This is a genomic window from Sinorhizobium kostiense (genome assembly GCF_017874595.1).
GTDB lineage: Bacteria > Pseudomonadota > Alphaproteobacteria > Rhizobiales > Rhizobiaceae > Sinorhizobium > Sinorhizobium kostiense.
In genome coordinates this window covers 123,929-149,243 of sequence record NZ_JAGILA010000002.1, presented here as the reverse complement: position 1 = coordinate 149,243, position 25,315 = coordinate 123,929, and the positions used below count along the sequence as shown (strand labels likewise).

Genomic DNA, 25,315 nt, shown 5'->3' with positions numbered 1-25,315 from the left:
CTCCAACTGTGCTTCAGGGGTGTCGCGCCGTGCCAACGGTTCAGGGACTGGGAGCGAATCTGGCCGAAGGTCAGCTGAGGCCAGGCGTGGTTCAACTGGCGCCAGCCAAGCGCCGTTCGAACATGATCATCGGGCGGCCGTGATAGCTTGTGCGCCAGAACTCTGTGAAGCCATGCTTTAGCGCAACGCGGATCGAAGCCTGGTTGCCGGGTTCGATGATGCAGGTCTTCTTCAGTGAAGGAAAGGCGTGATCGGCCCAGGCAAGGGCAGCGGTGACCGCTTCCGTTGCAAGGCCAAAGCCATGGCTCTTGGGAGAAATGGCCCAGCCCATTTCCATCGTTCCGTCGAGCGAGGGAGTGATCTGGCGGTGGGCATCGTGGAAACCCGCCTCGCCGATGAACGCGCCGGTCTCCTTCTCCTGGATCGCGAAGAAGCCGAAGCCGAAATAATGCCACATGCCGACCTGCCGCAGGAACCGCGTCCAGGACTGTTCGCGCGTGTATGGCACGCCCCCCACATAGCGCGTCACCTCTTCATCGGCGAAGAGCGCGGCATAGGGCGGGAAATCGTCACGCCGGTAAGGACGCAGGACGAGGCGCTCGGTTTCGATGACGGGAACGCGGTTCATGTTCGCGACATGTCTCCTGATGAAGTGGGTGATGCCCAGCTGCTCGGTTCGCCGGCAACCGGCCGGTGTGGCAACGTTGAAGAACAGCTTCGGCTGGAAAATGTGGTGGAATTATACCTGAGGTTTAGCATTTTTATGCACGGCTGCACTGGGGTGCTTTGGGACCACGGCATTGTTGCAAGTTTGTGGCGACGCGACAACAGCATGAATCTCCCGCTCCGACATGCGAGCCTCTGCGGCGGTCGGCGCCCGTGCGGCAGTTGGCTTTTTTCGACGAATTTGCTTGCCATTCCGTGCGGGGCATGGTTTGACCGCGGCCTGCACCGGCCAGATCCGGTCCTCTTGTTTTCAACACAGGTGATTTATGGCGAAGACCGAGCCACTCCGCATCCTGATTGTGGAAGCGCGCTTCTATGACGATATGGCCGACGCGATGCTCGATGGGGCGAAGCACGCCCTCGGCGCGGCCGGGGCCATCTACGATATTGTCACGGTGCCGGGAGCTCTGGAAATTCCTGCGGCTATTGCGATGGCGCTGGACGCCGCGGACGAAGGCGGTACCGTGTATGACGGCTTTGTCGCGCTCGGCATGGTGATCCGCGGCGAAACCTACCATTTCGACATCGTCGCCAATGAGTCCGCGCGCGCTCTCATGGATCTCTCCGTCAGCGAGAGCCTTGCGCTCGGCAACGGAATCCTGACGGTCGAGAACGAGGAACAGGCATGGGCGCGTGCCCGGCGGTCGGAGGGCGACAAGGGCGGCTTTGCCGCGCGCGCGGCCCTGACCATGATCGAACTGAAGAAAAAACTGGACGCAGTAAAGTGACGAATACCCCCTCGGAACAGCCGCGGAAGCAGGTTAACCAGCGAGGCGCAGCACGCCTTGCGGCGGTTCAGGCGCTTTATCAGATGGAAGTCGGCGGCACCGGTGTGTTGGAGATCGTTGCCGAGTTCGAGGCCCACCGCCTCGGCAAGGAACTGGACGGCGAGACCTATTTGAAGGCGGACCCTTCCTGGTTCCGGTCGATCGTATCAGGTGTCGTGCGCGATCAGCGCAAGCTCGACCCCTTGATCGGCTCGGCCCTGCAGGACGATTGGGCGCTGTCGCGGCTCGATTCAACGGTCCGCGCCATCCTGCGCGCCGGCACCTTCGAGCTCCTGGAGCGCAAGGACGTTCCGGTTCCGGTGATCGTCACCGAATATGTGGAGATCGCCAAGGCCTTCTTCGAGGACGAGGAGCCGAAGCTCGTCAATGCCGTCCTCGACCGGATTGCCAAGCAGATCCGCGGCGAGCAGCGGAAGTAGCCAGATGGTTACTGCGGCGATGGACGATATCGGGGCGGTTCTACGCGAGGCGCGTCGCAATGTCCTGCTGCTCGCCATCGCTCAGGCACTTCTCGGCGTCGTGGGGCCGATTAGCTTCGCGGTCGGCGGTGTGGCCGGCCACCAGCTGCTCGGAGACGACAAATCGCTCGCGACCGCACCATTGACCGCCTTCAACGTCGGCATGGCGCTCGGCGTCATCCTGGTGGCGACGTTGTCGCGCCTCATCGGCAGGCGCTCCGCCTTCTTGATCGGGGCCTTGATCGCTGCGGTCGGCGGTGGGGTCGCCGCCGCTGCGCTGTTCCAGGAGAGTTTCTGGCTTTTTGCTGGTGGTCTCGCCGTCCTCGGCGCCTCCAACGGCTTCACGCAAAAGCTGCGCTTCGCCGCGGCCGATGCCTCGCCGTCATTCTTCAAGGCGAAGGCGATTTCCTGGATCCTCGGCGGCGGCATCGTCTCTGCAATCCTCGGTCCGCAGATCGTCATTTTCGCCGGCGACTATTTCGCGCCCGTCTGGTTTGCGGGTGCCTTTGTCGCCCTCATCCCGGTCTGCCTTGTAGCGCTTTGCTTCTTCGCTCCCCTTCGGCTGCCGGACGGCGGAAAGGCACCGGCGGTACAGGCGGCGCCTCCGGCGCGGCCGCTTAAGGAGATTGCCGGTAATCAGCGGTTCCTGACGGGAATGATCTGCGGCATCTCCGCCTATGCGCTGATGACCTTCATGATGACGGGGGCGCCGGTGGCCATGGTCGTCGGCTGCGGCTTCTCGACCGATCTCGCGACGCTCGGAATTCAATGGCACGTGCTCGCCATGTTCGGTCCGAGCTTCGCCACCGGGTGGCTGATCAGCCGGTTCGGCGCGGAGCGCATCGTCGCCTCGGGTTTTCTTCTGCTCTTGGCGTGCGCGGCCATCGCCCATCTTGGCGTTGAACTCTGGAATTTCTGGGCCGCGCTGGTTCTCCTCGGCCTCGGATGGAATTTCGCCTTCATCGGCGCGACCGCCATCGTTGCCCAGAGTTACCGTCCGCATGAGGCGGACAAGGTCCAGGGCTTCCACGACATCGTGCTCTTTTCCGCGGTGGCCGGCTCGTCCTTTGCTTCCGGCAAGGTGCTGGCGGCCTATGGCTGGGACATGCTCAACTCCGTCGTCTGGCCGGTTGCAGGCCTTTGCCTTTTCCTCCTCTTCCTCCTGATGCGCGCGAATAAGAGAGCCGCAGTCTGAGGTCCAAGGGCTCGTCTCGCCGGAATCCCGGTCACTGAGATGCGGGTATTTTCAGGGGCTTGACGTTCCTTCTTCGCACCCGCACTCTGGCCGCGCCATGAGGACGCTCCGCTTGAGGAAGCGGCGCGATTCGGGCTTGAGGGGCCCGCCGCAGGGAGTGAGCCGGCGGGTTGTAACGGAGGATAGTGCGAAATGACCATATTGTTGGGCGTTATCGCATGCGGGTTGCTTTCGGTGGCCTACGCCATCTGGGCAGCGCAGTCTGTGATGGCTGCCGACCAGGGGAATGCCCGCATGCAGGAGATCGCAGGCTTCATCAGAGAGGGGGCGCAGGCCTACCTCACGCGTCAATACAAAACCATTGCCGTTGTCGGCGTCGTCGTTTTCATCGCAGCATGGGTTCTTCTATCGAGCGCAGCCGCCGTTGGTTTTCTGATCGGTGCGGTGCTCTCGGGCGCAGCCGGTTTCATCGGCATGCATGTTTCGGTCCGGGCCAACGTCCGTACGGCCCAGGCCGCTTCGGTCAGCCTTGCCTCCGGGCTCGACATCGCCTTCAAATCCGGTGCCATCACCGGCCTCCTGGTCGCGGGCCTCGCTCTCCTGGGCGTGTCGGTCTACTATTTCGTGCTCACCGCCGGATTGGGGCACGATCCCGCCTCGCGTGAGGTGATCGATGCGCTCGTGTCCCTCGGCTTCGGCGGATCGCTCATTTCGATCTTCGCCCGTCTCGGCGGCGGCATCTTCACCAAGGGCGCGGATGTCGGCGGCGATCTCGTCGGCAAGGTGGAAGCGGGAATTCCCGAGGACGATCCGCGCAATCCCGCGACGATCGCGGACAATGTCGGCGACAATGTCGGCGACTGCGCCGGCATGGCGGCGGACCTCTTCGAGACCTACGCCGTCTCCGTCGTCGCGACCATGGTGCTCGCCGCGATCTTCTTCGCAGGCACGCCGCTGTTTTCGAGCATCATGGTCTATCCGCTGGCGATCTGCGCGGCCTGCATCATTACCTCGATCATCGGCACCTTCTTCGTCAAGCTCGGCACCAACGGCTCTATCATGGGCGCGCTCTATCGCGGGCTGATCATAACCGGCGTGCTGTCGATCCTCGGCCTCGGCGCCGCGACCTCGCTGACGATCGGATGGGGTTCGATCGGTGCGGTCGCCGGTAAAGACATTACCGGCTGGGGGCTGTTCTTCTGCGGCATCATCGGCCTCATCGTCACCGCATTGATCGTCGTCGTTACCGAGTACTACACCGGCACCAACAAACGGCCGGTGAACTCGATCGCGCAGGCCTCCGTCACCGGTCATGGCACGAACGTGATCCAGGGGCTGGCCGTGTCGCTCGAATCGACCGCTCTGCCGGCGATCGTCATCGTCGGCGGTATCATCGCCACCTATCAGCTCGCGGGCCTCTTCGGTACTGGCATCGCCGTCACCGCCATGCTCGGCCTCGCCGGCATGATCGTGGCGCTCGACGCCTTTGGTCCGGTGACCGACAATGCCGGCGGCATTGCCGAGATGTCGCATCTGCCTCCGGATGTGCGAAAGTCCACCGATGCTCTCGATGCGGTCGGCAACACCACCAAGGCCGTTACCAAGGGCTATGCGATCGGCTCGGCCGGCCTCGGGGCGCTCGTGCTCTTCGCGGCCTATTCCAACGACCTCGCCTATTTCGCCGCCAATGGCGAAAAGTATCCCTATTTCGCGGACGTCGGCACCATCTCCTTCGACCTGTCGAACCCTTACGTCGTCGCTGGTCTCATCTTCGGCGGCCTCATTCCCTATCTCTTCGGCGGCATCGCCATGACCGCGGTCGGCCGGGCAGGGGGGGCCGTCGTCGAGGAGGTCCGCCGGCAGTTCAAGGAGAAGCCTGGCATCATGGAGGGCAAGGACCGTCCGGATTACGGCCGCGCCGTCGACATGCTGACCAAAGCGGCTATCCGCGAAATGATCGTTCCCTCGCTGCTGCCGGTCTTGGCGCCGATCGTCGTCTATTTCGGCGTGCTGCTCCTCTCCGGTTCGAAGGCGTCCGCCTTCGCGGCACTCGGCGCCTCGCTCTTGGGCGTCATCGTCAACGGCCTGTTCGTGGCGGTCTCGATGACGTCGGGGGGTGGTGCCTGGGACAATGCGAAGAAGAGCTTCGAAGACGGTTTCGTCGACAAGGATGGCACCCGCCACATGAAGGGCTCGGAGGCGCATAAGGCTTCCGTGACCGGCGATACGGTCGGAGATCCCTACAAGGATACGGCCGGGCCGGCAGTCAATCCAGCGATCAAGATTACCAACATCGTCGCGTTGCTGCTGCTCGCCGTGCTTGCCTGACGATCGATCAGAAGCAAAAAACCCGCGAAACTTTGGTTTCGCGGGTTTTTGTTGCAGTTTTGTCGGTTACTGCCCGAAGTTCTTGAACAGGTTCTGTGCTGCTCCCCTGCCGACGCCTGGGCCGGTCAGGAGCTGGCCGAGGAAGCTCGTTTCCTTGCCGCCGGTCGGTGTCGTGCTTGACAGCATGTCGAAGACCTTGCCGTCCTTCAGCGTGTAGTGGGCGAGCTGGCTGACGACGCCCTCCTTATCGAAATAAACTGCGAGGATCGACTGGTCGATGAGCTTCGGCTTCATGAAGGCGACGGGCCGCTTGCGCGTCTGCGAGATGTAGTAGAACACCTCGTTGTCGAATGTCGCGGTCGTCGAGGGCGTGCCCAGCGAGAGCAGTACCTGCTCGCGGCTCGATCCGACCGGCACGAGGTTCAATGTTTCCTGGTCGACGATGTAGCCCTGATGCAGGACTTCGCCGACATTGGCGGCCTGGCAGCCCGCAAGCGCCGTTGTGCAGAGGGAAGCCACGACCACGGCGCGGCGCAGCACTTTCAGGTTTGATGTCAAATACCGCTTCGTCAACGACTGCTCCCCTTGGAGAAACGATGGCAGATCCGCCATTGCAATTCGTGCCTGCTTCGGTAAACCAGCTTCGGCTATCATGCAACAACGTCATGGGCGCTAGCCCATCGATTTCGAGAAGCCACGGCTGGGCCCTGTGATGATTTTCGGACTGTTCAAGAGAAAAAGCGGCAACATTGCGATAGTGGAGCGCCAATATGCTCTCCTCACCGCGGCGGCGCGCCAGCCGTTTCTCTACACGGACCTCGATGTTCCCGATACGGTGATGGGCCGCTTCGAGATGCTCTCGGCGATTCTCATCCTATATTTCCGACGCACGCGCGGCTCGGCGCGCACCGGCCAGGAGATCGCTCAGGAGATCGTCGATGCTTTCTTCGAGGACGTCGATCATTCGATCCGCGAGCTCGGCATTGGCGATGCGGGTGTGCCGAAGAAGATGAAGAAGCTCGCGGGCATGTTTTACGGGCGGCTCGAATCCTATGCGGCGGCGCTCGACAGGAACGACGGCGAGGCGCTTGCCGCGGCGCTCAAGCGCAATTTCCACCCGGAAGTGGCGGACGGACCGACTATGGAGGCTCTTGCCGCCTATCTCTTCGCCGCCGAGGCGGCGCTCACGGGCGTCACGGAGGACGTGGTCGAAGCCGGCCAGTTGCGCGTTCCGCCGGCAGGAGCGTAATAGGCGCTCGGCAAGCCCGTTCGCACGGGGTGGCAGGAAGGAAGCAATCATGAAGCACGAAAGCAACCCGGCATTTTCCTATCCGGTGAAGGTGGGACATATTTCCGCAAATCCGGTCAGCGTGCATTTGTCGGCAAACGACGCGGAACGCCGGGCGCTGGCCGCGCTCTGGAACATCAAAGAAGTGCAGGCGCTTGAGGCCGATCTCGAAATCGGCCGGTGGAAGAAGGATGGCGTGAAGATCAAGGGCGAGGTGCGTGCCAAGATCGTCCAGGCCTGCGTCGTCACGCTCGAGCCCGTCGAAGCGGATATCCGCGAGCCGGTCGAGGCAATTTTCGTGCCCGAGGGTTCGCGCCTGGCCCGCCAGCCGGACAATGATGGCGGCGAGATGATTCTCGACCCGAGTGGGCCGGACATTCCCGATGTCTTTGCGGGCGACACGATCGATGCCGGCGCGGTGGTCAGCGAGCATGTGGCGCTGGCGATCGACCCCTATCCACGCAAGGAGGGGGCTGTATTCGGCGAGCGCATCGAAAGCTCCGCGGCGGACGACAAGCGGCCGAGTCCATTTGCGGTGCTCAAGAACTGGAAAAAGAATTGATACGGTGCCTGACCGGCCTACAATTCGGTTGTCAGGCAGGCGAAAAGAAGTATTTTGGCCCGGCTCCAGCCGAGAGCAGCGCCGAGACGTTGTCGCAGTGAGACGCGTCGTCTGGCGGAAACAAGGATAAGACACGCGTGGTCAGAATTTCACTTGACGTGATGGGTGGCGACTATGGTCCTGAAGTCGTCATCCCAGGCGCAGCGAGGGCGCTCGAACGTCATCCGGACATAAGGTTCGTTCTGTTCGGCCAGGAAGCACGATGTGCCGAATTGCTGGCGAAAAATCCGAAGCTTCAGGCGGCAAGCACCTTCCATGATTGCGAGATTGCCGTTGGCATGGACGAGAAGCCCAGCCAGGCGCTTCGGCGCGGTCGCGGCAAGTCGAGCATGTGGAAGGCGATCGACGCGATCAATGCCGGCGAAGCGGATGTCGTGGTCTCGGCCGGCAACACCGGCGCGCTCATGGCGATGTCGGTCTTTTGCCTCAGGACAATGCAGCGCATTCAGCGTCCGGCGATCGCCGCCATCTGGCCGACCCTCAAGGGCGAGAGCATCGTCCTCGATGTCGGCGCGACCATCGGCGCGGACGCACAGCAGCTCATGGATTTCGCGCTGATGGGCGGCGCAATGGCGCGCGCCCTCTTCGAGGTGGAGCGCCCTTCGGTCGGTCTGTTGAACGTCGGGGTCGAGGAGATCAAGGGTCAGGAAGAGGTCAAGGAGGCCGGCCGCCTCATCCGCGAGGCCAATATCGAGGGTATCGATTATTATGGCTTCGTCGAGGGTGACGATATCGGCCGCGGTACGGTCGATGTGGTCGTAACGGAAGGATTTTCCGGCAATATCGCGCTCAAGGCGGCGGAAGGCACCGCCCGCCAGATCGCCGAATACCTGCGTGCCGCCATGTCGCGCACGCTTCTTGCCAAGATCGGCTATGTCTTCGCCAAGGGCGCCTTCGACCGGCTGCGCGAGAAGATGGACCCCCGCAAGGTCAATGGCGGCGTGTTCCTGGGCCTGAACGGTGTCGTCATCAAGAGCCACGGCGGTACCGATCCCGAGGGTTTCGCCGCGGCGATCGACGTCGGTTACGACATGGTCAAGAACGGCCTTAAGTCCAAGATAGAGGCCGATCTGGCGCGTTACCACGGCACTCAGCCGTCGGAAGCCCTACCGCGCGGCGTGAATGATGAGGTTTGAATAGATGATCCGTTCTGTCGTTCGCGGTTTCGGCGCAGCGCTGCCGAAGCGGGTGATGACCAACAAGGAGATGGAATCCAAGGTCGACACGTCCGACGAATGGATCGTGCAGCGCACCGGGATTCGCCAGCGCTATATCGCCGGGGAGGGTGAGACGACCGCGACCCTCGGCGAGGGGGCGGCCCGGGCCGCGCTCGAAAGGGCGGGGCTGACGGCCGACGATCTCGATCTGATCATCGTGGCAACGTCGACGCCGGACAACACTTTTCCCGCAACCGCGGTGAATATCCAGAACCGACTCGGCATGCGCCATGGGGCGGCGTTCGATCTGCAGGCGGTCTGTTCGGGCTTCGTCTATGCGGTTGCGACGGCGGATGCCTATATTCGCGGCGGGCTTGCGAAGCGTGCCCTGGTGATCGGTTCCGAGACCTTTTCGCGGATTCTCGACTGGTCGGACCGCACCACCTGCGTACTCTTCGGCGATGGCGCCGGCGCCCTCATCCTCGAGGCTCGGGAAGGCGAGGGCACCAATTCCGATCGCGGCGTGCTGACCGCTCAACTTCGTTCCGACGGCATTCACGGCGACAAGCTCTATGTCGACGGCGGGCCCTCGACGACCGGCACGGTCGGTCACCTCCGCATGGAGGGACGCGAGGTCTTCAAACATGCCGTCGGCATGATCACCGACGTGATCGAGGCGGCTTTCGACGCGACGGGAACCCGCGCCGACGACGTCGACTGGCTGGTCCCGCACCAGGCCAACCGACGCATCATCGACGGCTCGGCAAAGAAGCTCGGCATTCCTCTTGAGAAGGTTGTGGTGACGGTGGACATCCACGGCAACACGTCAGCAGCCTCCATTCCGCTCGCGCTGAACACCGCAGCCGGCGACGGTCGGATCAAGAAAGGCGACCTGGTCATGCTCGAGGCCATGGGCGGCGGCTTCACCTGGGGTTCGGTTCTCATCCGCTGGTAAAGAAAATAATTGAACTAAGGCAGGAGCTTGACCGCATAAGGCAAGGGCAATAGTCTTCCTTGGCTGATCGGCGTGCCAGACATCGGTGGGGGAAGATGAGCGGAAAAACAGTAACGCGGGCGGACTTGGCTGAGTCGGTTTTTCGAAAGGTCGGGTTATCGCGGACGGAATCCGCCGAACTCGTGGAGACCGTCATCGACGAGATTTGCAACGCTATAGTGCGTGGCGAGAGCGTCAAGCTGTCTTCTTTTGCAACCTTCCAGGTGCGCGACAAGAACGAGCGTATCGGCCGAAATCCCAAGACGGGCGAGGAGGTGCCGATCTCGCCGCGTCGCGTCATGACCTTCAAGGCGTCGAACGTGCTGAAGCAAAGGGTGCTGAAAGCGCACCTCGGCCGCAAGGCCAGGCAGAAGCAATCCGACGTGGCATCGTGACCAAAGATCACGTCATGATTTCAGGTCTGATTTCGCGAGAGTGATGGATTTTACTCCATATTCCCTCGAGTCGAACCCGGCGACTCCAGCCACGTCCTGAAGCGTCTGAAACCACGCGCCGCGCTGCGTGAGGGGGCGCGGGATGCGGGGACGAAGACCACGCGCATTTTCCTCATCCCGCTGGCGGACAGCCGCAATTGTAGTTGAAAACTCACCCATAAGCCATTGAAGTAGGCATGATTCGTGCGATCATCGCGCAATGGCCCGACGCCGCGCCGTCGTCGCGCACAGTGGAATGGGGACGAGATGGAAAAAAGCCCGGACGCCTTTCGCACCATCAGCGAGGTCGCAGATGAACTCGATCTGCCCCAGCATGTGCTCAGATTCTGGGAGACGCGGTTCCAGCAGATCAAGCCGATGAAGCGCGGCGGCGGCCGGCGCTATTATCGACCCGAGGATGTCGACCTGCTCAAGGGCATCCGCCATCTGCTCTATGACCATGGCTATACGATCAAGGGCGTGCAGAAGCTTCTGAAGGCGAACGGCAACAAATTCGTGGCGGCGATCGCGAGTGGCGACCTGGCGACGGTCGAAGCGCTTGCCGCGTCTACCCATGAGGAACCGACGCCGCCGAAGATCGGCACTGAGGAAGACCAGATCGTCGGCCGCGCCAAGGCGCCGCCGAGCCGCCGCTTCTTTTCCTTCGGCTCGAGCAGCGACGACGCGGAAATCACCGTCGGCAAGGCCTCTGTCAGCAAGGAGGACAGGGCGCTTCTCCAGGAGGCGCTCTACGACCTTCTCGAATGCAAGCGGTTGCTCGATCAGGTGCGGTGAGAACAAGGTCCGCCCGTACGGCGTCTTACCGGATTCGTTTGATCAGGAAGGATTGTCCTCGTCGCCCGTTGCGCTCGGCGGATTTTCATCGATCGTGTTCACACCGTCGGCACCGACCCGCGTATCCTCGATCCTCGTCGAACTGGTGGAGGGGAGCCTGTCGACATAGGCATAGAAAAGCGCGCTGACGACGATGATGACGGCTGCGCCGATCAACGCGATTAGGTTCCAGCGTCTGCTCATTTTCTCATCTCCGATCGGTCGACCTCAGAACCGCCGCCGAGTCGAAATGTTCCCGGTAAGGCTTAGCGCGGGGCAGAGCGCGGCTCCCCCAGGCTCATGCTGGCAAACGACGGTCGCAGGGTCATCACGGCGCAGGTCGCCTTCATTGGATCGGGGCGCCGTCCGAAAGGAGTAGGAGATGGACACAAAAAAGCCCCGCGCGATGGCGGGGCCAATCCCGCATCCAGTTGCCTTCGTTGGAAGCGGGGACGTGGCCTATGGATTCGGCCACGCAGAGACGCTATCTGCGGTTTGACCAGAGAGGAAGATCTGATTCCGCAATTCCGCTGCGCCTCTTCAAAAAACATCGGCAAGGGTAAACGCTTTTCACTTCTAACAAGCACGATCTCACGCGTCGACGAGGGCTCCCTGATTCCTCTTTCGAAAAATCGCGAGCGCGTGCAGAGGCTATGCGGAGATCGATCGGCATGTACCTCGCGGCGTGTGGCCATCGACTGAATGTCGCCAAAATCGACCTCGGTTTAAAGACCAAGACATGCAATGGGCCATAGGCTACAGCGACCTTTGCGCGTCTGACAAGACAGGCGGCGCTGTAGTCCAGCGCTCGCCGGTTGCCCACGCGACTGTCTCAACTCTGAGACAACGTCCTCATCGAAACAGCCTCCCTTGATGCCCGTCAAGGAACGGCGGCTCGCTTCTCCGCTAATCTCCAGTTCGTCAGCGCTCGCTCGGAGGAGGTGCGCGATGCCGGCCACGCCGGCGCCAACATCGAGATTGGAGGAGATCGATATGACCATGACAGCCGCTGTGGTGCGTGAGTTCGGCAAGCCACTCGTGATCGAGGAGCTGCCGATACCGCGGCCGGGGCCTGGCCAGGTTCTGATCAAATACCAGGCCACGGGCGTGTGCCACACAGACCTGCATGCCGCCAAGGGCGACTGGCCGGTGAGGCCGAATCCACCATTCATTCCCGGCCACGAGGGCGTCGGCTACGTCGCCAAGCTCGGCGCTGGCGTCACGCGGCTGAAGGAAGGGGATCGGGTCGGCGTGCCGTGGCTGCACACGGCCTGCGGCTGCTGCACGCCATGCCGCACCGGCTGGGAGACGCTTTGCGGCAGCCAGCAGAATACCGGCTATTCTGTCGACGGCACCTTTGCCCAGTATGGCCTCGCGGATCCGGATTTCGTCGGCAGGTTGCCGGCCAAGCTGGAGTTCGGTCCGGCCGCGCCGGTGCTCTGCGCCGGCGTCACCGTCTACAAGGGTTTGAAGGAGACGGAGGTGAGGCCCGGCGAATGGGTCCTCGTCTCCGGCATTGGCGGTCTGGGGCACATGGCCGTGCAGTATGCCAGGGCGATGGGCATGCATGTGGCCGCAGCCGACATCTTCCCGGACAAGATTGCCCTTGCCGAAAAGCTCGGCGCCGACCTCGTCATCGATGCGAGGGCGCCTGACGCCGTCGAGGAGGTGCAGAAGCGGACGGGCGGCGTCCACGGAGCGCTGGTTACGGCCGTTTCACCAAAAGCGATGGAGCAGGCTTACAGGATGCTGCGTTCGAAGGGTACCATGGCGCTTGTCGGTCTGCCGCCGAGCCAGATCTGCCTGCCGGTTTTCGACACGGTGTTGAAGCGCATCACGGTACGCGGCTCTATCGTCGGCACCCGTCAGGATCTGGAGGAGGCGCTGGAATTTGCTGGCGAGGGCAAGGTCGCGGCCCATTTCTCCTGGGACAAGATCGAGAATATCAACGCCATCTTCGAGCGTATGGAGGAAGGCAAGATTGACGGCCGCATCGTTCTCGATCTGAACGGTTGAGCTTCGATCAGCTGCGGTCTTGACGAGTATGCCGCCCGCGGACCTATCCGGTCGGCGGGCGACTAGCCGTCGCCGTCGCCTCGTATGGGTGCGGTGAAGGGGGACCAAGCCTCAGCGGCAGCTTGACACGATGATTCATGCGTTCGCCTGCGCTCCCCGGCAACTGAGCCGCCTCGGCCGAACCAAGGTCTAATTCCAAGCGCGTCAGGGTCGCATGCGGAGGGGGCGACTTGTGTCACGAAATATCCGGCGATCCGGCACGCCGGCGTGCCTTCGATCCCCGTGCAGCGCCTCGAGAACAGAACTCATTTCCCCGAGAGCGATGGATTGAGACATGATGATGTCCAGCGCCGCATCTCGCCACGAGCTTCGCTTCAAGGCGTCCATAAGTGCATCCCCTTCAATCTTGCCGCTTCGGCCTACCCAGCGGTATCGAGCGCGGCACCGGTAGCGGGTTCGGCCACTTGCCGCGCGACCGCAAACCGAGACTGACGCGATTGCCTCAACAGACTTGAACCCAGCTCTGCCGCCGCAGCGATATCGCCGAAGAGCAGGCCGGCTTCCGCGATCATGCCGTCGTCCATTGCCCCCGTCTCGTTCGGGTCGAAATCACCGAGCAGCACGAGCAGGGCTGAGATCTTTCGCCGCTGTTCACTGGCAGCGGCCAGCAGGCGCCGCTCGATGCGGACCCATTCAAGCCTCTCCAGATCTCGCAGCGCCCCTTCGACGCGGTCCCGGCATTCGCAATCTATCGCGGTGCTCAGCACTGCGCCACGCATGCGACCGACTACGCGACTGATTTCTTCGTTTGCCTGTGCGGCGGTCATTGCGATTTCGGGTCCGGATTCGTTCGCGCTCATGCGTTTGCTCCATGTGCAATGTTGCGTGCGCGGGCGACCCAGGCGGCGCCTTCCTGCCCATGGTGAAACCCGTTTGAGAGCGGGGTGGCCGGATAGATCCGCTTGAGCCGGGCCAGAGCGTCTTCGGCTTCCATTCGGCCGTGCAGGACGTCCTCGTAGAGGCGCGCGACCGCTACCATGTCGCAATCTTGCGGTGACAGTCGAAAGCGGGCCACTCCGGAGGCGACGATGTCCTGCAGTTCGGCAAGGAGGGACTGGCAGGTGAAGGATACCGTTTGCACGCCGTTGAGAGCTAGGAAGGACTGCTTGTCGAGCGTCTTCACCGGCAGGCCGTCCGGATCGTCCTTGCAGACAAACTGGCAGTTGTCCTTGATGTGCCCCTTGGCGCGGGCGTGGGCGCAGCGAGCCGAGATCGCGAGCGGCATGCGCCCGAAGGCCAGCACTTCGAAGTCGATACCGGGCGTTTGCGAAACGATCTCTTCGATAGAACTCGCCGGAAGTTCGGCCGGCAAGCATATGTTCCTTGCCCCCCGCCTGGCAAGCACTCGAGCGGTCGCCGCGTTGTAGACGTTGACGAAAGGCCCGATCCAGTGCGGCTCGCCTTCAAGCAGCGCCAGAGCCGAAAGGTCGTTCGCCTCGACGGGGTAGGGGCTGTCGGCGACCAGGGCCCGTACATAGTGGCTCTCGCGCTCGAGCGTCACGAGTGCGAGGGTGGAAAAGACGATCCGCTTTCCCGCCGCCACCAGCCGCTCGATGACCGGCTGGTAATAGGGGTCGGTGAAATGCAGCCTTTTCGAACAGACGGTTTCGCCAAGGACGACGTCGCTCACCGGCGCTTCGTCGGCAATGCGAAAGTAGAAGTCCCGCCATCTCTCCCCCTCCCAGAGATAGAGGACGGGGCCGAGCGTGAGTGTGGGTTTGCTGGCGTTCATGGCTAATCTACCTCCAACGCTTCTCATAGGCACCGGACGTCGTCCGCTGCCCCTCGCTCAACAGCTTGAGGCGGGCCAGGAGCGCCTGACGCTCTTCCGGTCTGGCGTCGAGCGCCTTTCGAAGCGTCGAGACGACCTCGGCTACATAGGCCTTACCCCGCTGGCGCCCTTCGATCTTGAGGGCGCTGACGCCCGCCTCCCGGAGAGCGTCGATCTGGTCCATCACGTCGAGCGAGACCGGATCCTCGAAGGCGTAGCCGCTGGCATCCGCGATGTCGAACCGTCCTTTGCAGAGCGTTGGATAACCGGCGGCCTCCTCGCGAGGGAATCGGTTGATCGTATAGGCGCCGAGTTCCGAAACCAGGTCGCCACCGTCATGGCGGTAGCGCACGTGGCTCGCTGGCGAGCAGACGCCGTTCATGTTGGGCGACTTGCCAGTAGCATATGAAGAGAGCGCGCAACGGCCCTCCGCCATGACGCAGAGCCCGCCGAAGACGAAGACCTCGATCTCGCAGCGGATCTGCCCGGCAAGGCGGGCGATGTCGGAGATCGTCAACGTACGCGGCAGCACGACGCGCTTGGCGCCGAAGGCCTCGACCAGAAAATTCACCGCGTCCGGATTGGACGCCGATGCCTGCACCGAGACGTGGAGCCGTTGCTCGGGATAGGTTTCGGCGACATGCGCCATAAGGCCGAAGTCGGCAAGGATGAGTGCGTCCGCTCCCAGACGGACGGCGTCCGCGGCCGCCTGGTACCACAGCCTCTCATGTCCGGCGCGCATGAAAGTGTTGAGCGCGACGAAGGTCTGTGCACCTTTCCGCCGGGCATAGCCGATGGCTTCGCCGAGCTCCTCGCGCGAGAAGTTGAGACCGGGAAAATTGCGTGCGTTCGTCTCATCCCGGAAGCCGCAATAAACGGCGTCGGCGCCGGAATCGACGGCTTCACGGAAGGCGGCGGGCGTCCCAGCCGGGCAGATCAGTTCCATGCTGCGTTCTCCCCGGCAAGGGCGCGACGGCGGATCGCTTCTGCGGTGCGGCTGACGAGCGGCGCGAGCGGCCCGGCGGAAGCGCCCAGATCGCGCGGCAGGTCGATCTCGCAGCCGTCAAGCGCATTGCGGAGCGCCAGCATTGCCTCCATGTCGCCCGTCACCGATAACGAGCGCGAGAAGAAGAGGGCGTCCGCGTCGCAGCGGCCCTCGAGAAGTGCCAAGAGCTGGAACAGCGGGCCCTCCACGACAGCATCCGCGGCAGGATCGGCCGGCTTGCGCATTACCGACAGCGCCGCGCCTGACGGTTGCACCACGAAGACGACCGGCAGGTCGGCTGGACTGAAGGCATAGCGCTTCACCTTGTGCTCCGCGAGACGCTCGAAGAGTGCTGGATGCCGCTTGAGCAGGCTCGAAAACACGTGCTTCACGGCCATCTCAATCAGGGGGATCGGCACGACGGCAAGCGGTGCGACCAGTGGACGCGGCAGTTCCATCTCTCTCGCCTTTGCAGATGACGACTCGGCTGCTCTCGGCGGAGAACCTATCGGCAAGCTCCGAGAAGCAATTTGCGCTGGAGCAAAGACAGGAGGTTTTTGGCGGGCGAGACACCTCGCATGTATCGCAGGGATCAGGTCACCCGCCGCTTTTCAGGCCTCCAGGACTTCGCCGCCATGCTCGAGCGGCGAGGCCGCTTGCACCGCATCGCGCGGCCTGTTTCGCTCGTGCATGAGGTCACCGAGATCCACCGGCGCGTTCTCCATGCGGGCGGGCCTGCCCTGCTGTTCGAGAGGCCGGTCGACGCTTCCGGTCGCATTTGCGACATACCGCTACTCGCCAATTTGTTCGGCACGCGCGAGCGGATAGAGTGGGGATTCGGAGTTCCCTCAGGCGGTCTGCCGGGCCTTGCGGAACTGTTGGCGGAGCTGCGCGAGCCGAGATCGCCGCAATCTTTGTCGGATGCTTGGGGCAAGCTCCCGCTACTGAAAGCAGCTCTCGCGATGCGGCAGCGAAGCGTCTCGCGGCCTCCGGTGCAAGAGGCGGTCTGGCTCGGCTCGGAGGCCAACCTGTCGCGGCTGCCGATCCAATGGTGCTGGCCGGGAGAGCCGGCTCCTCTCGTCACTTGGCCGCTGGTGATCACCCGTGCGCCGGACGATCCGGACGATATCAATGTTGGCGTCTACCGCATGCAGGTGCTCGGGCCAGACCGGCTCATTCTGCGGTGGCTGGCGCATCGCGGCGGCGCTCGGCATATTCGGATGTGGCAGCAGCGCGGCGAAGACATGCCGGTGGCGGTCGCCATCGGCGCCGACCCTGCGACAATCCTCGCCGCGGTGATGCCGCTGCCTGAAGGCATAAGCGAGCTTGCCTTTGCCGGACTGCTGAAGGCGGAGCGGCCAGAGGTTGCGCCGGCACTGACGGTTCCGCTGCCCGTTCCGGCGAATGCCGAGATAGTCCTCGAAGGCAACGTCTCGGCGGATGAGACCGCCGATGAGGGGCCCTATGGCGATCACACAGGTTACTACAACTCCGTCGAACGTTTTCCCGTGATGACGCTCTCGGCGATTACCATGCGCCGCAAGCCATTTTATCTCTCGACCTATACCGGCCGCCCACCCGACGAGCCTTCGAAGCTCGGCGAGGCGATGACTGAACTCTTCTTGCCACTGGTGAAGCGGCAATTCCATGAGATCGCCGATCTCTACCTGCCGCCGGAAGCCTGTTCCTATCGAGCCATGGTCGTCTCCATCGACAAGCGTTACCCCGGCCAGGCTAAACGGATGATGATGGGGCTTTGGTCGATGCTGCCGCAGTTCAACTACACGAAGCTTATCGTCGCGGTCGACCCGGACATCGATGTCAGGAATTGGAGCGACGTCATCTGGGCGCTCTCAACCCGATTCGACGCCAGCCGGGACGTCACCATCCTCAACGACACGCCAATCGACTACCTCGATTTCGCGTCTCCGAAGCCGGGGCTTGGCGGCAAGCTCGGGCTCGACGCGACGCGCAAGCTCGGGCCGGAGACGGAGCGCGAATGGGGACGGGTGCTCGAGATGCCGGCGGCGGTCGTCGACAGGGTGGATCGGCTCTGGGCAGAGCTCGGTTTGGGAGAAGCGTCATGAGCAAGGAACGGGTCGTGGTCGGCGTCTCGGGGGCATCGGGAGCAGCGCTGGCGCTCCGGGTCGTCGAGCGGCTTGCGGAAATCCCCTCAGTGGAGACCCATCTCATCGTTTCGAATGCCGGAAGGCGCACGCTCCTCCACGAGATCGGCCCGCATGCGCTGCATCGATTGCTGACGATCGCCGATCGCAGCTACCAGGTTGGTGACATCGGCGCGGCAACAGCGAGCGGCTCCTTCAGGACTGCCGGCATGATTGTCGTTCCCTGTTCGATGCGAACCCTGGCGGCGATCGCTACCGGTCTTGCTGACAATCTCCTCGTGCGGGCGGCGGATGTACACCTCAAGGAGCGGCGAAGGCTCGTATTGATGACGCGCGAGACGCCGCTGCATCTCGGTCACCTGCGCAACATGACGGCGGTCACGGAAATGGGAGCGATCGTTATGCCGCCGGTGCCGGCGTTTTATCATCGGCCGCAAAGCATCGAAGAGGTCATCGACCATCTTGCGGCACGCGCCATCGACCTCCTCGGTCTGCCGGTTGCGTCGCTGGCGACCGAATGGGACCCGCAGGCACTCGCTCAGAACGCCGTCGCCAGGACAAGAGGGTCGGCGTAGAAGAGGGCAGCGTGCCCCCCGGCGAGGAGCCAAAAGGTCAGCGCCGCGGTCACCCCGGCGGCAACCGCGAGCGGCGCGTCGCCGGTAAGAGCCGTGCGTCCGGTAAAGAGCGCCGCGAATGGTATGATGGAGGTCTTCTCCGACTGGCGCTGCCATTGCTCTCCAAGCCGGCGACGGGCGCGCTTCTCCATCATAGGTATGGAGCCGAGCGCAAAAAGCGCAAAGCCACCGAAAAGGATCAGCGAGCGCAGGTCGCCGTTGGCGACGACGTGGCCAAACGCCCAGATGGCGAAGCCCCAGAGAACGGGATGGCGGGTGGCGGAGACGACCGCGCCCGGTCTCTGCCCCTGACGGATTGAAACCGACAGCGGATTCGCGCTGAAAAGTCCTGCGAGCACCATAAACACGCCGACGGGGGCGGTAAGCAGCGTCACCCAGGCCTGCCAGGCCGAGGGTTCCCAGAGCGGAATGTAGTCGACGTTCAATGCCGCGTAGAACACCCATCCGAGCACGAGGACGGAGACGAGCGAATACAGCGAGAAATAGGCCGCCCTGCCGAGGACGAGAATCAGGCGCTCGCGAATTGCGGGGATAGCCGGAATGGAGTGCAGTATAAGAAAGGCGAACAGCGCCAGCAGAAATTCAGCCATCGGGACTTGTCTCAGTTCGGCCGCTTGGATCGTTTCATTGCTTCAATCATTGGCTGCTCCTTCGCAACGTGGAGGCGCAGACCTTCGAGCAAGGTCCGCAGCATGGATTCGATTGTCTGCCAGGAGAGCGCAGTCCGGCCCATCGCCGCCGACCGCAACGCCTCGGCGATGCCTGGCGAGGACTTCCAAGGGCTGGCTTCATCCCAATGCGGCAGTTCGCTCGTTTGCGCGGGTCTCAGCGAGGAAATTCTTTCCGCCACCGACAGGAAGTTGTCGCGGTCCACGCGTCCGGCGATCGAATCGGCAATCGACTCGATGGCATCGCATAGAGCAAGCAGCTCGCCATATTGGTCCTGAAGACGATCGAGCGTATGGGGCACCGTCATAGGACTTCGCTCTCATCCCTCGATGAACAGGACCGCAGCGCAGGCGACCGACGCCAGCACGGCGGCGACCGTGCCGGTCCGCTGCAGGACGCCCATACGGTAGAGCACGAGCGCGAAGATGATGATGATCGGTGTGGCGACCGAGAGGCCGATCTGTGCGTCGTTCATGGTGAACTCCATTTCCCGGAGGACCATAACGCCGTGGGTGCCGCCGTCTTTGATCGCGCGCAAAGAAGCGATGGCCCCTTTCTCCTATCCGCTTTCACCAACCTGTGCGGAGATGCGGCATGCAAGATGCGGTGGCCGGAGCGGCCGGCGAAGAGGAAGCGGACACCTTCATTCTCTGGGTTCTGATCTGGAGCGAGCTTGCCGCCTTCGGCGTGCTCATCGGCGCTTTCCTTGTCGCATCGATCGTCTCCATCGAGGAATTCGCGGTGGCGAGGCTGCACCTCACGCCGGGAATCGCCGCGCTGAACACGCTCGTGCTTTTGACCAGCGGATGGCAGGCCGCGATTGCAGCAGGGAAGGGCGCCTCCACCGCCACGAGGCGCCGGGCATTGGTGATTGCCGCGCTTCTCGGCTTCGTCTTCGTCGTCATCAAGCTCTACGAGTACAGCAAGGAGCTCCGCTTTGCCGGGGAGGAGGCCTTTCAGTCCTTCTTCGAACTCTACTTCCTCTTGACAGGCTTCCACCTCGTCCATGTCGCCTTCGTCGGAATCGTCCTGCTTCTCCTCGCCTGGAGGCCGAGGCCGGCGAATGTCGAACTCGCCACGACCCTGTGGCACGTGATCGATCTCGTCTGGATCGTCATGTTCCCCATCCTCTATCTGGCGTGATTCCCATGAGTGAGTTCAGCCCGAATTCCTTGATGAGGACCTGGATCTGCTTGCTCGTAATGGTGTTCTTCGGCATGCTGCTCGCCCGCGAGTTCCAGGATCCGACCGCGCCACTAGGTATTGCACTCGCCCTGCTTTTACTCGCCCTGGCGAAGGCGCGGCTCGTAATTCTCGATTTTCTGGGTCTTCGCTCGGGACCGCGGCCGCTGCGCCTGGGTCTGCTCGCCTGGCCGGCATTCTTCACGCTTGCCGCTGCGGCGAAAGCGCTCATCACCGCCGTTCTCCTCGCCGCCTGAGGCGCCGTTCCGACTTGTTTGCCGAAACGCAAAGAAGGCGCCTCTCGAATCCCTACAAAGGGTCGCGTTTGTCGGCGGGCGGGGGAAGTGGTTCGCAGCCAGCCGGCGGGATGTGTTGGGGCCGGCCCGCACTTTGCGGCCTCCCGGAATCGAAAGGACCATGGGATGGCAGAACGCCTTACCAAGACAGGGGCACGCAACGTCTTCTATGGCGGCTCCATCTTCTTCTTCGCGATCTTTGTCGGCCTGACGGCCCACAGCCACTACTACATGAAGACCGAATCCACGGACGAGACGACGCTGACGGACTCGGTCGCGCGCGGCAAGCACGTCTGGGAAAAGAACTCCTGCATCAACTGCCACACTCTGCTCGGCGAGGGCGCCTATTTCGCGCCGGAGCTTGGCAACGTGTGGAAGCGGTGGGGCGGCGAGTCCGATCCGGAAGGTGCGCGCGAGACGCTCAAGTCCTGGATGGCGGCGCAGCCCTCCGGCGCCGAAGGCAGGCGGCAGATGCCGCAATTCAATCTGACCGAGCAGGAACTGAACGATCTTGCCGACTTCCTCGAATGGACGAGCCGCATCAAGACCCAGAGCTGGCCACCGAACGAGGCGGGCTGAGCAGCGGGACAAGGAGAAAACACATGAAATATCAAACACAAAAGGTCGCGATGCTGTATTTCTACGGCGCGCTTGGCCTGTTCCTCGCCCAAGTCCTGTTCGGTGTGCTTGCCGGCACTATCTACGTCCTGCCCAACACGCTCTCCGAATTGCTGCCGTTCAACATCGTGCGCATGGTGCACACCAACGCCCTGATCGTCTGGCTGCTGATGGGGTTCATGGGCGCCACCTACTACCTGCTCCCGGAAGAGGCGGAGACGGAGCTCTATAGCCCGAAGATCGCCATCGCCCAGTTCTGGATCTTCCTGGTCGCTGCGGCGATTGCCGTCGTCGGTTACCTCCTCCACATCCACGAGGGCCGCGAATTTCTCGAACAGCCCTTCGCGATCAAGGTCGGCATCGTCGTCGTCGCCCTGATGTTCCTCTTCAACATCACGCTGACCGTCTTGAAGGGTCGCAAGACCACCGTGACCAACATTCTGATATTCGGGCTCTGGGGCGTCGCGATTTTCTTCCTCTTCGCCTTCTACAACCCGGTCAATCTCGCGCTCGACAAGATGTACTGGTGGTACGTCGTCCACCTGTGGGTCGAAGGCGTCTGGGAGCTGATCATGGCTTCCGTCCTGGCCTTCCTCATGATCAAGCTCAACGGCATCGACCGAGAGGTGGTGGAGAAGTGGCTCTACGTCATTGTCGGCCTGGCGCTCTTCTCCGGCATCCTCGGGACCGGCCACCACTATTACTGGATCGGTGCGCCCGGCTACTGGCAGTGGATCGGTTCGCTGTTCTCGACGCTCGAGGTCGCACCCTTCTTCACCATGGTGGTCTTCACCTTCGTGATGACCTGGAAGGCCGGCCGCAAGCATCCGAACAAGGCGGCGCTCCTCTGGTCGATCGGCTGCTCGGTGATGGCCTTCTTCGGCGCCGGCGTCTGGGGCTTCCTGCACACGCTGTCGTCTGTCAACTACTACACCCACGGCACGCAGGTCACAGCCGCCCACGGACACCTCGCCTTCTTCGGCGCCTACGTCATGCTCAATCTCGCGGTCATGGCCTATGCGATCCCAGAGATACGTGGCCGGGCACCCTATAACCAGTGGCTCTCGATCGCCAGCTTCTGGGCGATGTGCAGCGCCATGTCCGTCATGACCTTCGCGCTCACCTTCGCCGGCGTCGTTCAGGTCCACCTGCAGCGCGTCCTCGGCGAGAGCTTCATGGCCGTGCAGGAGCAACTTGCTCTCTTCTATTGGATCCGGCTCGGATCGGGTGTCGTCGTACTCATCTCGGCGCTGATGTTCTTCTGGGCCGTCCTGGTCACCGGCAAGAGCCGTAGCCCAGCCCTCAACCAGGCCGTCCAACCGGCCGAATGATGCGGGGCGGCCGGTCCCTTGCGGCCGGCCGCTTCGACTGACATTCGAACTCGGAGATATCTGATGAACATCGCCCTCAAGGCTCCGCCAATTCCGGATTGCAATGTTCCCGCCTATTCCCCTTCGGGCCAGGAATGCGCGCTTTTCGAAAGCGCCTGGACCCGTCAGCTCCCGCTTCTGCTGAAGGGCCCGACCGGCTGCGGCAAGACGCGCTTCGTAGCCCATATGGCGGCAAAGCTCGGTCTGCCGCTTTCGACCGTGTCCTGCCACGACGATCTCGCCGCCGCCGACCTGACCGGCCGCTACCTCCTCAAGGGAGGCGATACCGTCTGGGTCGACGGTCCCCTGACCAGGGCCGTGCGCGAGGGCGGCATCTGCTATCTCGACGAGATCGTCGAGGCTCGCAAGGATGTTGCCGTCGTGCTTCACCCGCTCACCGACGATCGGCGTGTCCTGCCGCTCGAGCGCACCGGCGAGCTCCTTGAGGCGCCGCCCGGCTTCATGCTGGTGGTCTCCTACAACCCCGGCTACCAGAACCTGCTCAAGACCCTCAAGCCAAGCACGCGCCAGCGCTTCGTCGCCATCGAGTTTGACTTCCTGCCGCGGGACCGCGAGATTGCCGTCGTTTCCGAGGAGAGCGGTCTCGCCGAGAGCAGGGTCGCTCCGCTTGTGGACCTTGCGCATCGCCTGCGAAGCCTCAAAGGGCATGATCTCGAGGAGGGCGTCTCGACGCGCCTCATCGTCTATTGTGCGAGCCTGGTCGACAGCGGTGTTACGCTCCGCGACGCCGTTCTGGCGACGATGATTGAACCGCTCACCGACGAGCCGGACGTCAAGGCCGCGCTGATCGAGATTGCAGACGCGGTCATCCGCCAAGGATAAGACGATGCTGGACTTCCTCGAACTCGAAGAAACGGTCGGCCGCGCCTGGCATCGCTTCGTCGGCAACACGCGCACCTGGCCGCGTTTTCCGGACGAGGCTGTTCGGCTCGATGACGTCCAGGCCGTGCTCGCCGTCTACTTCCGCGGTCTTGGCGGCGAGCGGGCGGTGCAGATCGCGCCCGCCCGCGGCCGCACCTCCGCACACCGGCTGCGCTTGCGCCAGCGCATGGGCCTTGGGGAGGAGAAGCTCGTACAGCCGGCGCGCGACCATGCGACGCTGATGTTGCCGGCAGAGGTCGATCTCTTTCCCTTGCGGCGTCTCAACCGCGACCTCTATTTCTGGCTGGCGGCGGTCATGGCGGTCATGCCGCTCTCGCCCGTCAGCGCTACCGACCCGCTATCTCGCGATCTGGCAGTCCTTGCACGCGCCGATGAGACCGTAAAGGCCGTGCTGGCCACCTATCCCGCAATGCGGGAACGCTATCGTCGCCTCTGCAGGGCGGTGATCAAGGTGCGGCAGCGGCGCTCGCTGCCTTCGGTCGAGCAGCACGTCGAGAACCGCATCCTCTACATGCTGAGAAACGGCGCCGGCCTGTGCGATGACGACCCGCCAATCATCTTTCCGCAGAAGGCGCCGCCCGGCTATCTCCCCATGCTTCCGGTGCCGCTCTGGCCGGATGTGCTGCTGCGCCAGCAGACGGAAGGACGCCGTGAGGACGAACCGGCCCAAGGCGGCGGCAGAATGGAAGGAGCCGAGACGACGCGCCACGTCGCTGCGCGGGAAGCGCAGCGGCAGTCGGAGCGCAGTCCGTTCATCCTCAACCGTTTCGAGAAGATCCTCGCAATGGCCGAGATGGTCAATGTCGACCGTCCGGCAGACGACAGCAACGATCATGACGCTCAGGCCGCCGAGGAACTCGACGAGATGACGCTCGGCGAGCGCCAGGGGCGGCCGGCAGCGCGTTTCCGGTTCGACCTCGATTTGCCCCCCGAAGCGCTCGATCGGACGCCGCTGACGGCCGAGCTGACCTATCCCGAATGGGACTATCGCAGCGGCAGCTACCTCAAGGACCACTGCCGCGTGCTCGCCTCGCCCGCTTCCGCTGAAGGGGCCGCCGGCGAGCCGGATCCCGCGGCGAAGAGCCTGATCCGCCGTGTCCGCCGCCAGTTCGAGGTGCTGCGGCCGCGGCACGAGGTGCTGCGGGCGCAGATCGACGGCGCCGATCTCGACCTCGATGCGGTGGTGCGGGCCCGCAGCGACCTCAAGGCCGGCGGGCAGGGCAGCGACCGAATCCACATGATGGGCCGTCCGCAGGCGCACGACCTTGCGGTGAGCATCCTTGTCGACGTGTCCCTTTCGACCGATGCCTGGTTCGACGATCTCAGGGTTCTCGACGTCGAAAAGCAGGCGCTCATTGTTCTGGCGCACGGACTCTCCGCCTGCGGTGACAGCCATGAGATCCTCACCTTCACCTCCCGGCGGCGCGACTGGGTGCGGATCGAGACGGTGAAAGCCTTCGACGAGGCGATGAGTTCGACGGTGGAGGCGCGGGTCGCCGCGCTGAAACCCGGCTACTACACCCGGATCGGCACGGCGGTGCGTCACGCAACGGCCGGCATCGTCAAGCGGCCCAACCGCCGCAAGCTGCTCATCGTGCTGACGGACGGCAAGCCGAACGATGTCGATCATTACGAAGGGCGGTTTGCCCTCGAGGACAGCCGCCGCGCCGTCTGCGAAGCTCGCCGCTTGGGCGTCAGCGTCTTTGGGGTGACGGTCGATCGCGAGGCGAAATCCTATGTGCCGGTCATCTTCGGCCAGAACGGCTATGCCGTCGTCAGCAACATCGGCAGGCTGCCTGCAGCCCTGCCGGCGATCTATCGCGGCCTGATAAGGTAGACGGGGGCAGGTCGCGAGACGGA

General features: G+C 63.2%; 29 protein-coding genes. 19 read left to right on the top strand and 10 right to left on the bottom strand.

The features are described 5' to 3' along the window. Positions 1–91: 91 nt before the first annotated feature. Positions 92–628: a GNAT family N-acetyltransferase gene (locus tag J2Z31_RS07155; protein ID WP_209601226.1), complete on the bottom strand. Its 537-nt coding sequence runs from the start codon at positions 626–628 to the stop codon at positions 92–94. Between the two features lie 364 nt (positions 629–992). On the opposite strand from J2Z31_RS07155, the gene ribH reads away from it, so the two are divergent. The 4 genes from ribH to J2Z31_RS07135 all read left to right on the top strand — a co-directional run bounded on the left by ribH (position 993) and on the right by J2Z31_RS07135 (position 5,495). Beyond that, positions 993–1,454, top strand: coding sequence for a 6,7-dimethyl-8-ribityllumazine synthase (ribH, locus tag J2Z31_RS07150; RefSeq protein ID WP_209601225.1), 462 nt, complete (start codon positions 993–995; stop codon positions 1,452–1,454). Beyond that, a complete protein-coding gene (gene nusB / locus J2Z31_RS07145; RefSeq protein WP_209601224.1) occupies positions 1,451–1,933 on the top strand; it encodes a transcription antitermination factor NusB in 483 nt (160 codons plus the stop codon). The genes ribH and nusB overlap by 4 nt, the downstream gene beginning before the upstream one ends. A 4-nt stretch (positions 1,934–1,937) precedes the next feature. Beyond that, on the top strand, positions 1,938–3,167 hold the full coding sequence (locus J2Z31_RS07140; RefSeq protein WP_209601223.1) for an MFS transporter: 1,230 nt from the start codon (positions 1,938–1,940) through the stop codon (positions 3,165–3,167). A gap of 192 nt (positions 3,168–3,359) precedes the next feature. Next, a complete protein-coding gene (locus J2Z31_RS07135; protein ID WP_209601222.1) occupies positions 3,360–5,495 on the top strand; it encodes a sodium-translocating pyrophosphatase in 2,136 nt (711 codons plus the stop codon). Between the two features lie 66 nt (positions 5,496–5,561). On the opposite strand, the gene J2Z31_RS07130 is transcribed toward J2Z31_RS07135, so the two are convergent. Next, entirely contained in the window at positions 5,562–6,068 is a 507-nt protein-coding gene (locus tag J2Z31_RS07130; protein ID WP_209601221.1) for an outer membrane protein assembly factor BamE, read from the bottom strand. Between the two features lie 139 nt (positions 6,069–6,207). Between J2Z31_RS07130 and J2Z31_RS07125 the strand changes: the two genes are divergently transcribed. From J2Z31_RS07125 to J2Z31_RS07100, 6 genes are all read left to right on the top strand, one after another. Next, on the top strand, positions 6,208–6,744 hold the full coding sequence (locus tag J2Z31_RS07125; RefSeq protein WP_209601220.1) for a ubiquinol-cytochrome C chaperone family protein: 537 nt from the start codon (positions 6,208–6,210) through the stop codon (positions 6,742–6,744). Between the two features lie 49 nt (positions 6,745–6,793). Then, the gene (locus J2Z31_RS07120) at positions 6,794–7,345 is read left to right on the top strand and encodes a YceD family protein (protein ID WP_209601219.1); all 552 of its coding nucleotides are present in this window, start codon (positions 6,794–6,796) and stop codon (positions 7,343–7,345) included. 137 nt (positions 7,346–7,482) lie between these two features. Continuing rightward, positions 7,483–8,541, top strand: coding sequence for a phosphate acyltransferase PlsX (gene plsX, locus J2Z31_RS07115; RefSeq protein ID WP_209601218.1), 1,059 nt, complete (start codon positions 7,483–7,485; stop codon positions 8,539–8,541). A 4-nt stretch (positions 8,542–8,545) separates the two neighbouring features. Beyond that, positions 8,546–9,517: a beta-ketoacyl-ACP synthase III gene (locus J2Z31_RS07110; protein ID WP_209601217.1), complete on the top strand. Its 972-nt coding sequence runs from the start codon at positions 8,546–8,548 to the stop codon at positions 9,515–9,517. Positions 9,518–9,612: 95 nt separating this feature from the next. Then, positions 9,613–9,951, top strand: a complete 339-nt coding sequence (locus tag J2Z31_RS07105) for an integration host factor subunit alpha (RefSeq protein WP_209601216.1) — start codon at positions 9,613–9,615, stop codon at positions 9,949–9,951. 306 nt (positions 9,952–10,257) lie between these two features. Further along, positions 10,258–10,785: a MerR family transcriptional regulator gene (locus tag J2Z31_RS07100; protein ID WP_209601215.1), complete on the top strand. Its 528-nt coding sequence runs from the start codon at positions 10,258–10,260 to the stop codon at positions 10,783–10,785. Between the two features lie 42 nt (positions 10,786–10,827). On the opposite strand, the gene J2Z31_RS07095 is transcribed toward J2Z31_RS07100, so the two are convergent. Then, positions 10,828–11,028 (bottom strand): hypothetical protein, encoded by a 201-nt coding sequence (locus J2Z31_RS07095; RefSeq protein ID WP_209601214.1) that lies wholly within the window; start codon positions 11,026–11,028, stop codon positions 10,828–10,830. Positions 11,029–11,817: 789 nt separating this feature from the next. Here J2Z31_RS07095 and adhP point away from each other — a divergent pair. Beyond that, on the top strand, positions 11,818–12,840 hold the full coding sequence (adhP, locus tag J2Z31_RS07090) for an alcohol dehydrogenase AdhP (protein ID WP_209601213.1): 1,023 nt from the start codon (positions 11,818–11,820) through the stop codon (positions 12,838–12,840). A gap of 419 nt (positions 12,841–13,259) precedes the next feature. On the opposite strand, the gene J2Z31_RS07085 is transcribed toward adhP, so the two are convergent. From J2Z31_RS07085 to ubiT, 4 genes are read right to left on the bottom strand one after another with little or no spacing between them, the layout of a single operon-like run. Then, positions 13,260–13,700: a hypothetical protein gene (locus J2Z31_RS07085; RefSeq protein ID WP_209601212.1), complete on the bottom strand. Its 441-nt coding sequence runs from the start codon at positions 13,698–13,700 to the stop codon at positions 13,260–13,262. Continuing rightward, positions 13,697–14,632, bottom strand: coding sequence for a ubiquinone anaerobic biosynthesis protein UbiV (gene ubiV, locus J2Z31_RS07080; RefSeq protein ID WP_209601211.1), 936 nt, complete (start codon positions 14,630–14,632; stop codon positions 13,697–13,699). Before ubiV ends, J2Z31_RS07085 begins: the two co-directional genes overlap by 4 nt. A 7-nt stretch (positions 14,633–14,639) precedes the next feature. Then, positions 14,640–15,617 (bottom strand): ubiquinone anaerobic biosynthesis protein UbiU, encoded by a 978-nt coding sequence (ubiU, locus tag J2Z31_RS07075; RefSeq protein ID WP_209601210.1) that lies wholly within the window; start codon positions 15,615–15,617, stop codon positions 14,640–14,642. Continuing rightward, positions 15,608–16,114 (bottom strand): ubiquinone anaerobic biosynthesis accessory factor UbiT, encoded by a 507-nt coding sequence (gene ubiT / locus J2Z31_RS07070; RefSeq protein WP_209601209.1) that lies wholly within the window; start codon positions 16,112–16,114, stop codon positions 15,608–15,610. The genes ubiU and ubiT overlap by 10 nt, the downstream gene beginning before the upstream one ends. A 120-nt stretch (positions 16,115–16,234) precedes the next feature. Between ubiT and J2Z31_RS07065 the strand changes: the two genes are divergently transcribed. Together J2Z31_RS07065 and J2Z31_RS07060 are read left to right on the top strand one after the other, a co-directional pair. Further along, positions 16,235–17,743: a UbiD family decarboxylase gene (locus J2Z31_RS07065; RefSeq protein ID WP_209601208.1), complete on the top strand. Its 1,509-nt coding sequence runs from the start codon at positions 16,235–16,237 to the stop codon at positions 17,741–17,743. Then, on the top strand, positions 17,740–18,357 hold the full coding sequence (locus tag J2Z31_RS07060) for a UbiX family flavin prenyltransferase (protein ID WP_209601207.1): 618 nt from the start codon (positions 17,740–17,742) through the stop codon (positions 18,355–18,357). The genes J2Z31_RS07065 and J2Z31_RS07060 overlap by 4 nt, the downstream gene beginning before the upstream one ends. Here the strand turns inward: J2Z31_RS07060 and J2Z31_RS07055 are convergent. From J2Z31_RS07055 to J2Z31_RS07045, 3 genes are read right to left on the bottom strand one after another with little or no spacing between them, the layout of a single operon-like run. Further along, positions 18,321–19,007, bottom strand: coding sequence for an NnrU family protein (locus J2Z31_RS07055; protein ID WP_209601206.1), 687 nt, complete (start codon positions 19,005–19,007; stop codon positions 18,321–18,323). The two genes, J2Z31_RS07060 and J2Z31_RS07055, sit on opposite strands and share 37 nt — an antisense overlap. A gap of 11 nt (positions 19,008–19,018) precedes the next feature. Continuing rightward, positions 19,019–19,393 (bottom strand): hypothetical protein, encoded by a 375-nt coding sequence (locus tag J2Z31_RS07050; protein ID WP_209601205.1) that lies wholly within the window; start codon positions 19,391–19,393, stop codon positions 19,019–19,021. Between the two features lie 12 nt (positions 19,394–19,405). After that, a complete protein-coding gene (locus J2Z31_RS07045; protein ID WP_082910356.1) occupies positions 19,406–19,561 on the bottom strand; it encodes a hypothetical protein in 156 nt (51 codons plus the stop codon). 119 nt (positions 19,562–19,680) lie between these two features. Here J2Z31_RS07045 and J2Z31_RS07040 point away from each other — a divergent pair, with 119 nt between their 5' ends. From J2Z31_RS07040 to J2Z31_RS07015, 6 genes are all read left to right on the top strand, one after another. Then, positions 19,681–20,229 (top strand): cytochrome c oxidase subunit 3, encoded by a 549-nt coding sequence (locus J2Z31_RS07040; protein ID WP_209601204.1) that lies wholly within the window; start codon positions 19,681–19,683, stop codon positions 20,227–20,229. A 5-nt stretch (positions 20,230–20,234) separates the two neighbouring features. After that, a complete protein-coding gene (locus J2Z31_RS07035) occupies positions 20,235–20,525 on the top strand; it encodes a cytochrome C oxidase subunit IV family protein (RefSeq protein ID WP_209601203.1) in 291 nt (96 codons plus the stop codon). A gap of 165 nt (positions 20,526–20,690) precedes the next feature. Then, a complete protein-coding gene (locus J2Z31_RS07030) occupies positions 20,691–21,143 on the top strand; it encodes a c-type cytochrome (RefSeq protein ID WP_037425241.1) in 453 nt (150 codons plus the stop codon). A gap of 23 nt (positions 21,144–21,166) precedes the next feature. Continuing rightward, positions 21,167–22,513: a nitric-oxide reductase large subunit gene (locus J2Z31_RS07025; RefSeq protein ID WP_209601202.1), complete on the top strand. Its 1,347-nt coding sequence runs from the start codon at positions 21,167–21,169 to the stop codon at positions 22,511–22,513. A 63-nt stretch (positions 22,514–22,576) separates the two neighbouring features. Continuing rightward, positions 22,577–23,395, top strand: coding sequence for a CbbQ/NirQ/NorQ/GpvN family protein (locus J2Z31_RS07020; protein WP_209601201.1), 819 nt, complete (start codon positions 22,577–22,579; stop codon positions 23,393–23,395). Positions 23,396–23,399: 4 nt separating this feature from the next. Beyond that, complete coding sequence (locus J2Z31_RS07015; RefSeq protein WP_209601200.1) at positions 23,400–25,292, top strand: nitric oxide reductase activation protein NorD; 1,893 nt, start codon at positions 23,400–23,402, stop codon at positions 25,290–25,292. Positions 25,293–25,315: the final 23 nt, after the last annotated feature.

Excerpts from the sequence above, each read along its gene's own strand:
- adhP (WP_209601213.1), top strand. The coding sequence starts at position 11,818 with ATGACCATGACAGCCGCTGTGGTGCGTGAGTTCGGCAAGCCACTCGTG.
- J2Z31_RS07105 (WP_209601216.1), top strand. The coding sequence starts at position 9,613 with ATGAGCGGAAAAACAGTAACGCGGGCGGACTTGGCTGAGTCGGTTTTT.
- J2Z31_RS07100 (WP_209601215.1), top strand. The coding sequence starts at position 10,258 with ATGGAAAAAAGCCCGGACGCCTTTCGCACCATCAGCGAGGTCGCAGAT.
- ubiU (WP_209601210.1), bottom strand. The coding sequence starts at position 15,617 with ATGGAACTGATCTGCCCGGCTGGGACGCCCGCCGCCTTCCGTGAAGCC.
- J2Z31_RS07110 (WP_209601217.1), top strand. The coding sequence starts at position 8,546 with ATGATCCGTTCTGTCGTTCGCGGTTTCGGCGCAGCGCTGCCGAAGCGG.
- J2Z31_RS07035 (WP_209601203.1), top strand. The coding sequence starts at position 20,235 with ATGAGTGAGTTCAGCCCGAATTCCTTGATGAGGACCTGGATCTGCTTG.
- J2Z31_RS07030 (WP_037425241.1), top strand. The coding sequence starts at position 20,691 with ATGGCAGAACGCCTTACCAAGACAGGGGCACGCAACGTCTTCTATGGC.
- ribH (WP_209601225.1), top strand. The coding sequence starts at position 993 with ATGGCGAAGACCGAGCCACTCCGCATCCTGATTGTGGAAGCGCGCTTC.
- J2Z31_RS07140 (WP_209601223.1), top strand. The coding sequence starts at position 1,938 with ATGGTTACTGCGGCGATGGACGATATCGGGGCGGTTCTACGCGAGGCG.
- J2Z31_RS07095 (WP_209601214.1), bottom strand. The coding sequence starts at position 11,028 with ATGAGCAGACGCTGGAACCTAATCGCGTTGATCGGCGCAGCCGTCATC.
- J2Z31_RS07025 (WP_209601202.1), top strand. The coding sequence starts at position 21,167 with ATGAAATATCAAACACAAAAGGTCGCGATGCTGTATTTCTACGGCGCG.
- J2Z31_RS07125 (WP_209601220.1), top strand. The coding sequence starts at position 6,208 with ATGATTTTCGGACTGTTCAAGAGAAAAAGCGGCAACATTGCGATAGTG.
- J2Z31_RS07135 (WP_209601222.1), top strand. The coding sequence starts at position 3,360 with ATGACCATATTGTTGGGCGTTATCGCATGCGGGTTGCTTTCGGTGGCC.
- J2Z31_RS07155 (WP_209601226.1), bottom strand. The coding sequence starts at position 628 with ATGAACCGCGTTCCCGTCATCGAAACCGAGCGCCTCGTCCTGCGTCCT.
- J2Z31_RS07040 (WP_209601204.1), top strand. The coding sequence starts at position 19,681 with ATGCAAGATGCGGTGGCCGGAGCGGCCGGCGAAGAGGAAGCGGACACC.
- J2Z31_RS07065 (WP_209601208.1), top strand. The coding sequence starts at position 16,235 with ATGTATCGCAGGGATCAGGTCACCCGCCGCTTTTCAGGCCTCCAGGAC.
- J2Z31_RS07050 (WP_209601205.1), bottom strand. The coding sequence starts at position 19,393 with ATGACGGTGCCCCATACGCTCGATCGTCTTCAGGACCAATATGGCGAG.
- ubiV (WP_209601211.1), bottom strand. The coding sequence starts at position 14,632 with ATGAACGCCAGCAAACCCACACTCACGCTCGGCCCCGTCCTCTATCTC.
- J2Z31_RS07085 (WP_209601212.1), bottom strand. The coding sequence starts at position 13,700 with ATGAGCGCGAACGAATCCGGACCCGAAATCGCAATGACCGCCGCACAG.
- J2Z31_RS07060 (WP_209601207.1), top strand. The coding sequence starts at position 17,740 with ATGAGCAAGGAACGGGTCGTGGTCGGCGTCTCGGGGGCATCGGGAGCA.
- J2Z31_RS07055 (WP_209601206.1), bottom strand. The coding sequence starts at position 19,007 with ATGGCTGAATTTCTGCTGGCGCTGTTCGCCTTTCTTATACTGCACTCC.
- J2Z31_RS07120 (WP_209601219.1), top strand. The coding sequence starts at position 6,794 with ATGAAGCACGAAAGCAACCCGGCATTTTCCTATCCGGTGAAGGTGGGA.
- J2Z31_RS07045 (WP_082910356.1), bottom strand. The coding sequence starts at position 19,561 with ATGAACGACGCACAGATCGGCCTCTCGGTCGCCACACCGATCATCATC.
- ubiT (WP_209601209.1), bottom strand. The coding sequence starts at position 16,114 with ATGGAACTGCCGCGTCCACTGGTCGCACCGCTTGCCGTCGTGCCGATC.
- J2Z31_RS07020 (WP_209601201.1), top strand. The coding sequence starts at position 22,577 with ATGAACATCGCCCTCAAGGCTCCGCCAATTCCGGATTGCAATGTTCCC.
- J2Z31_RS07015 (WP_209601200.1), top strand. The coding sequence starts at position 23,400 with ATGCTGGACTTCCTCGAACTCGAAGAAACGGTCGGCCGCGCCTGGCAT.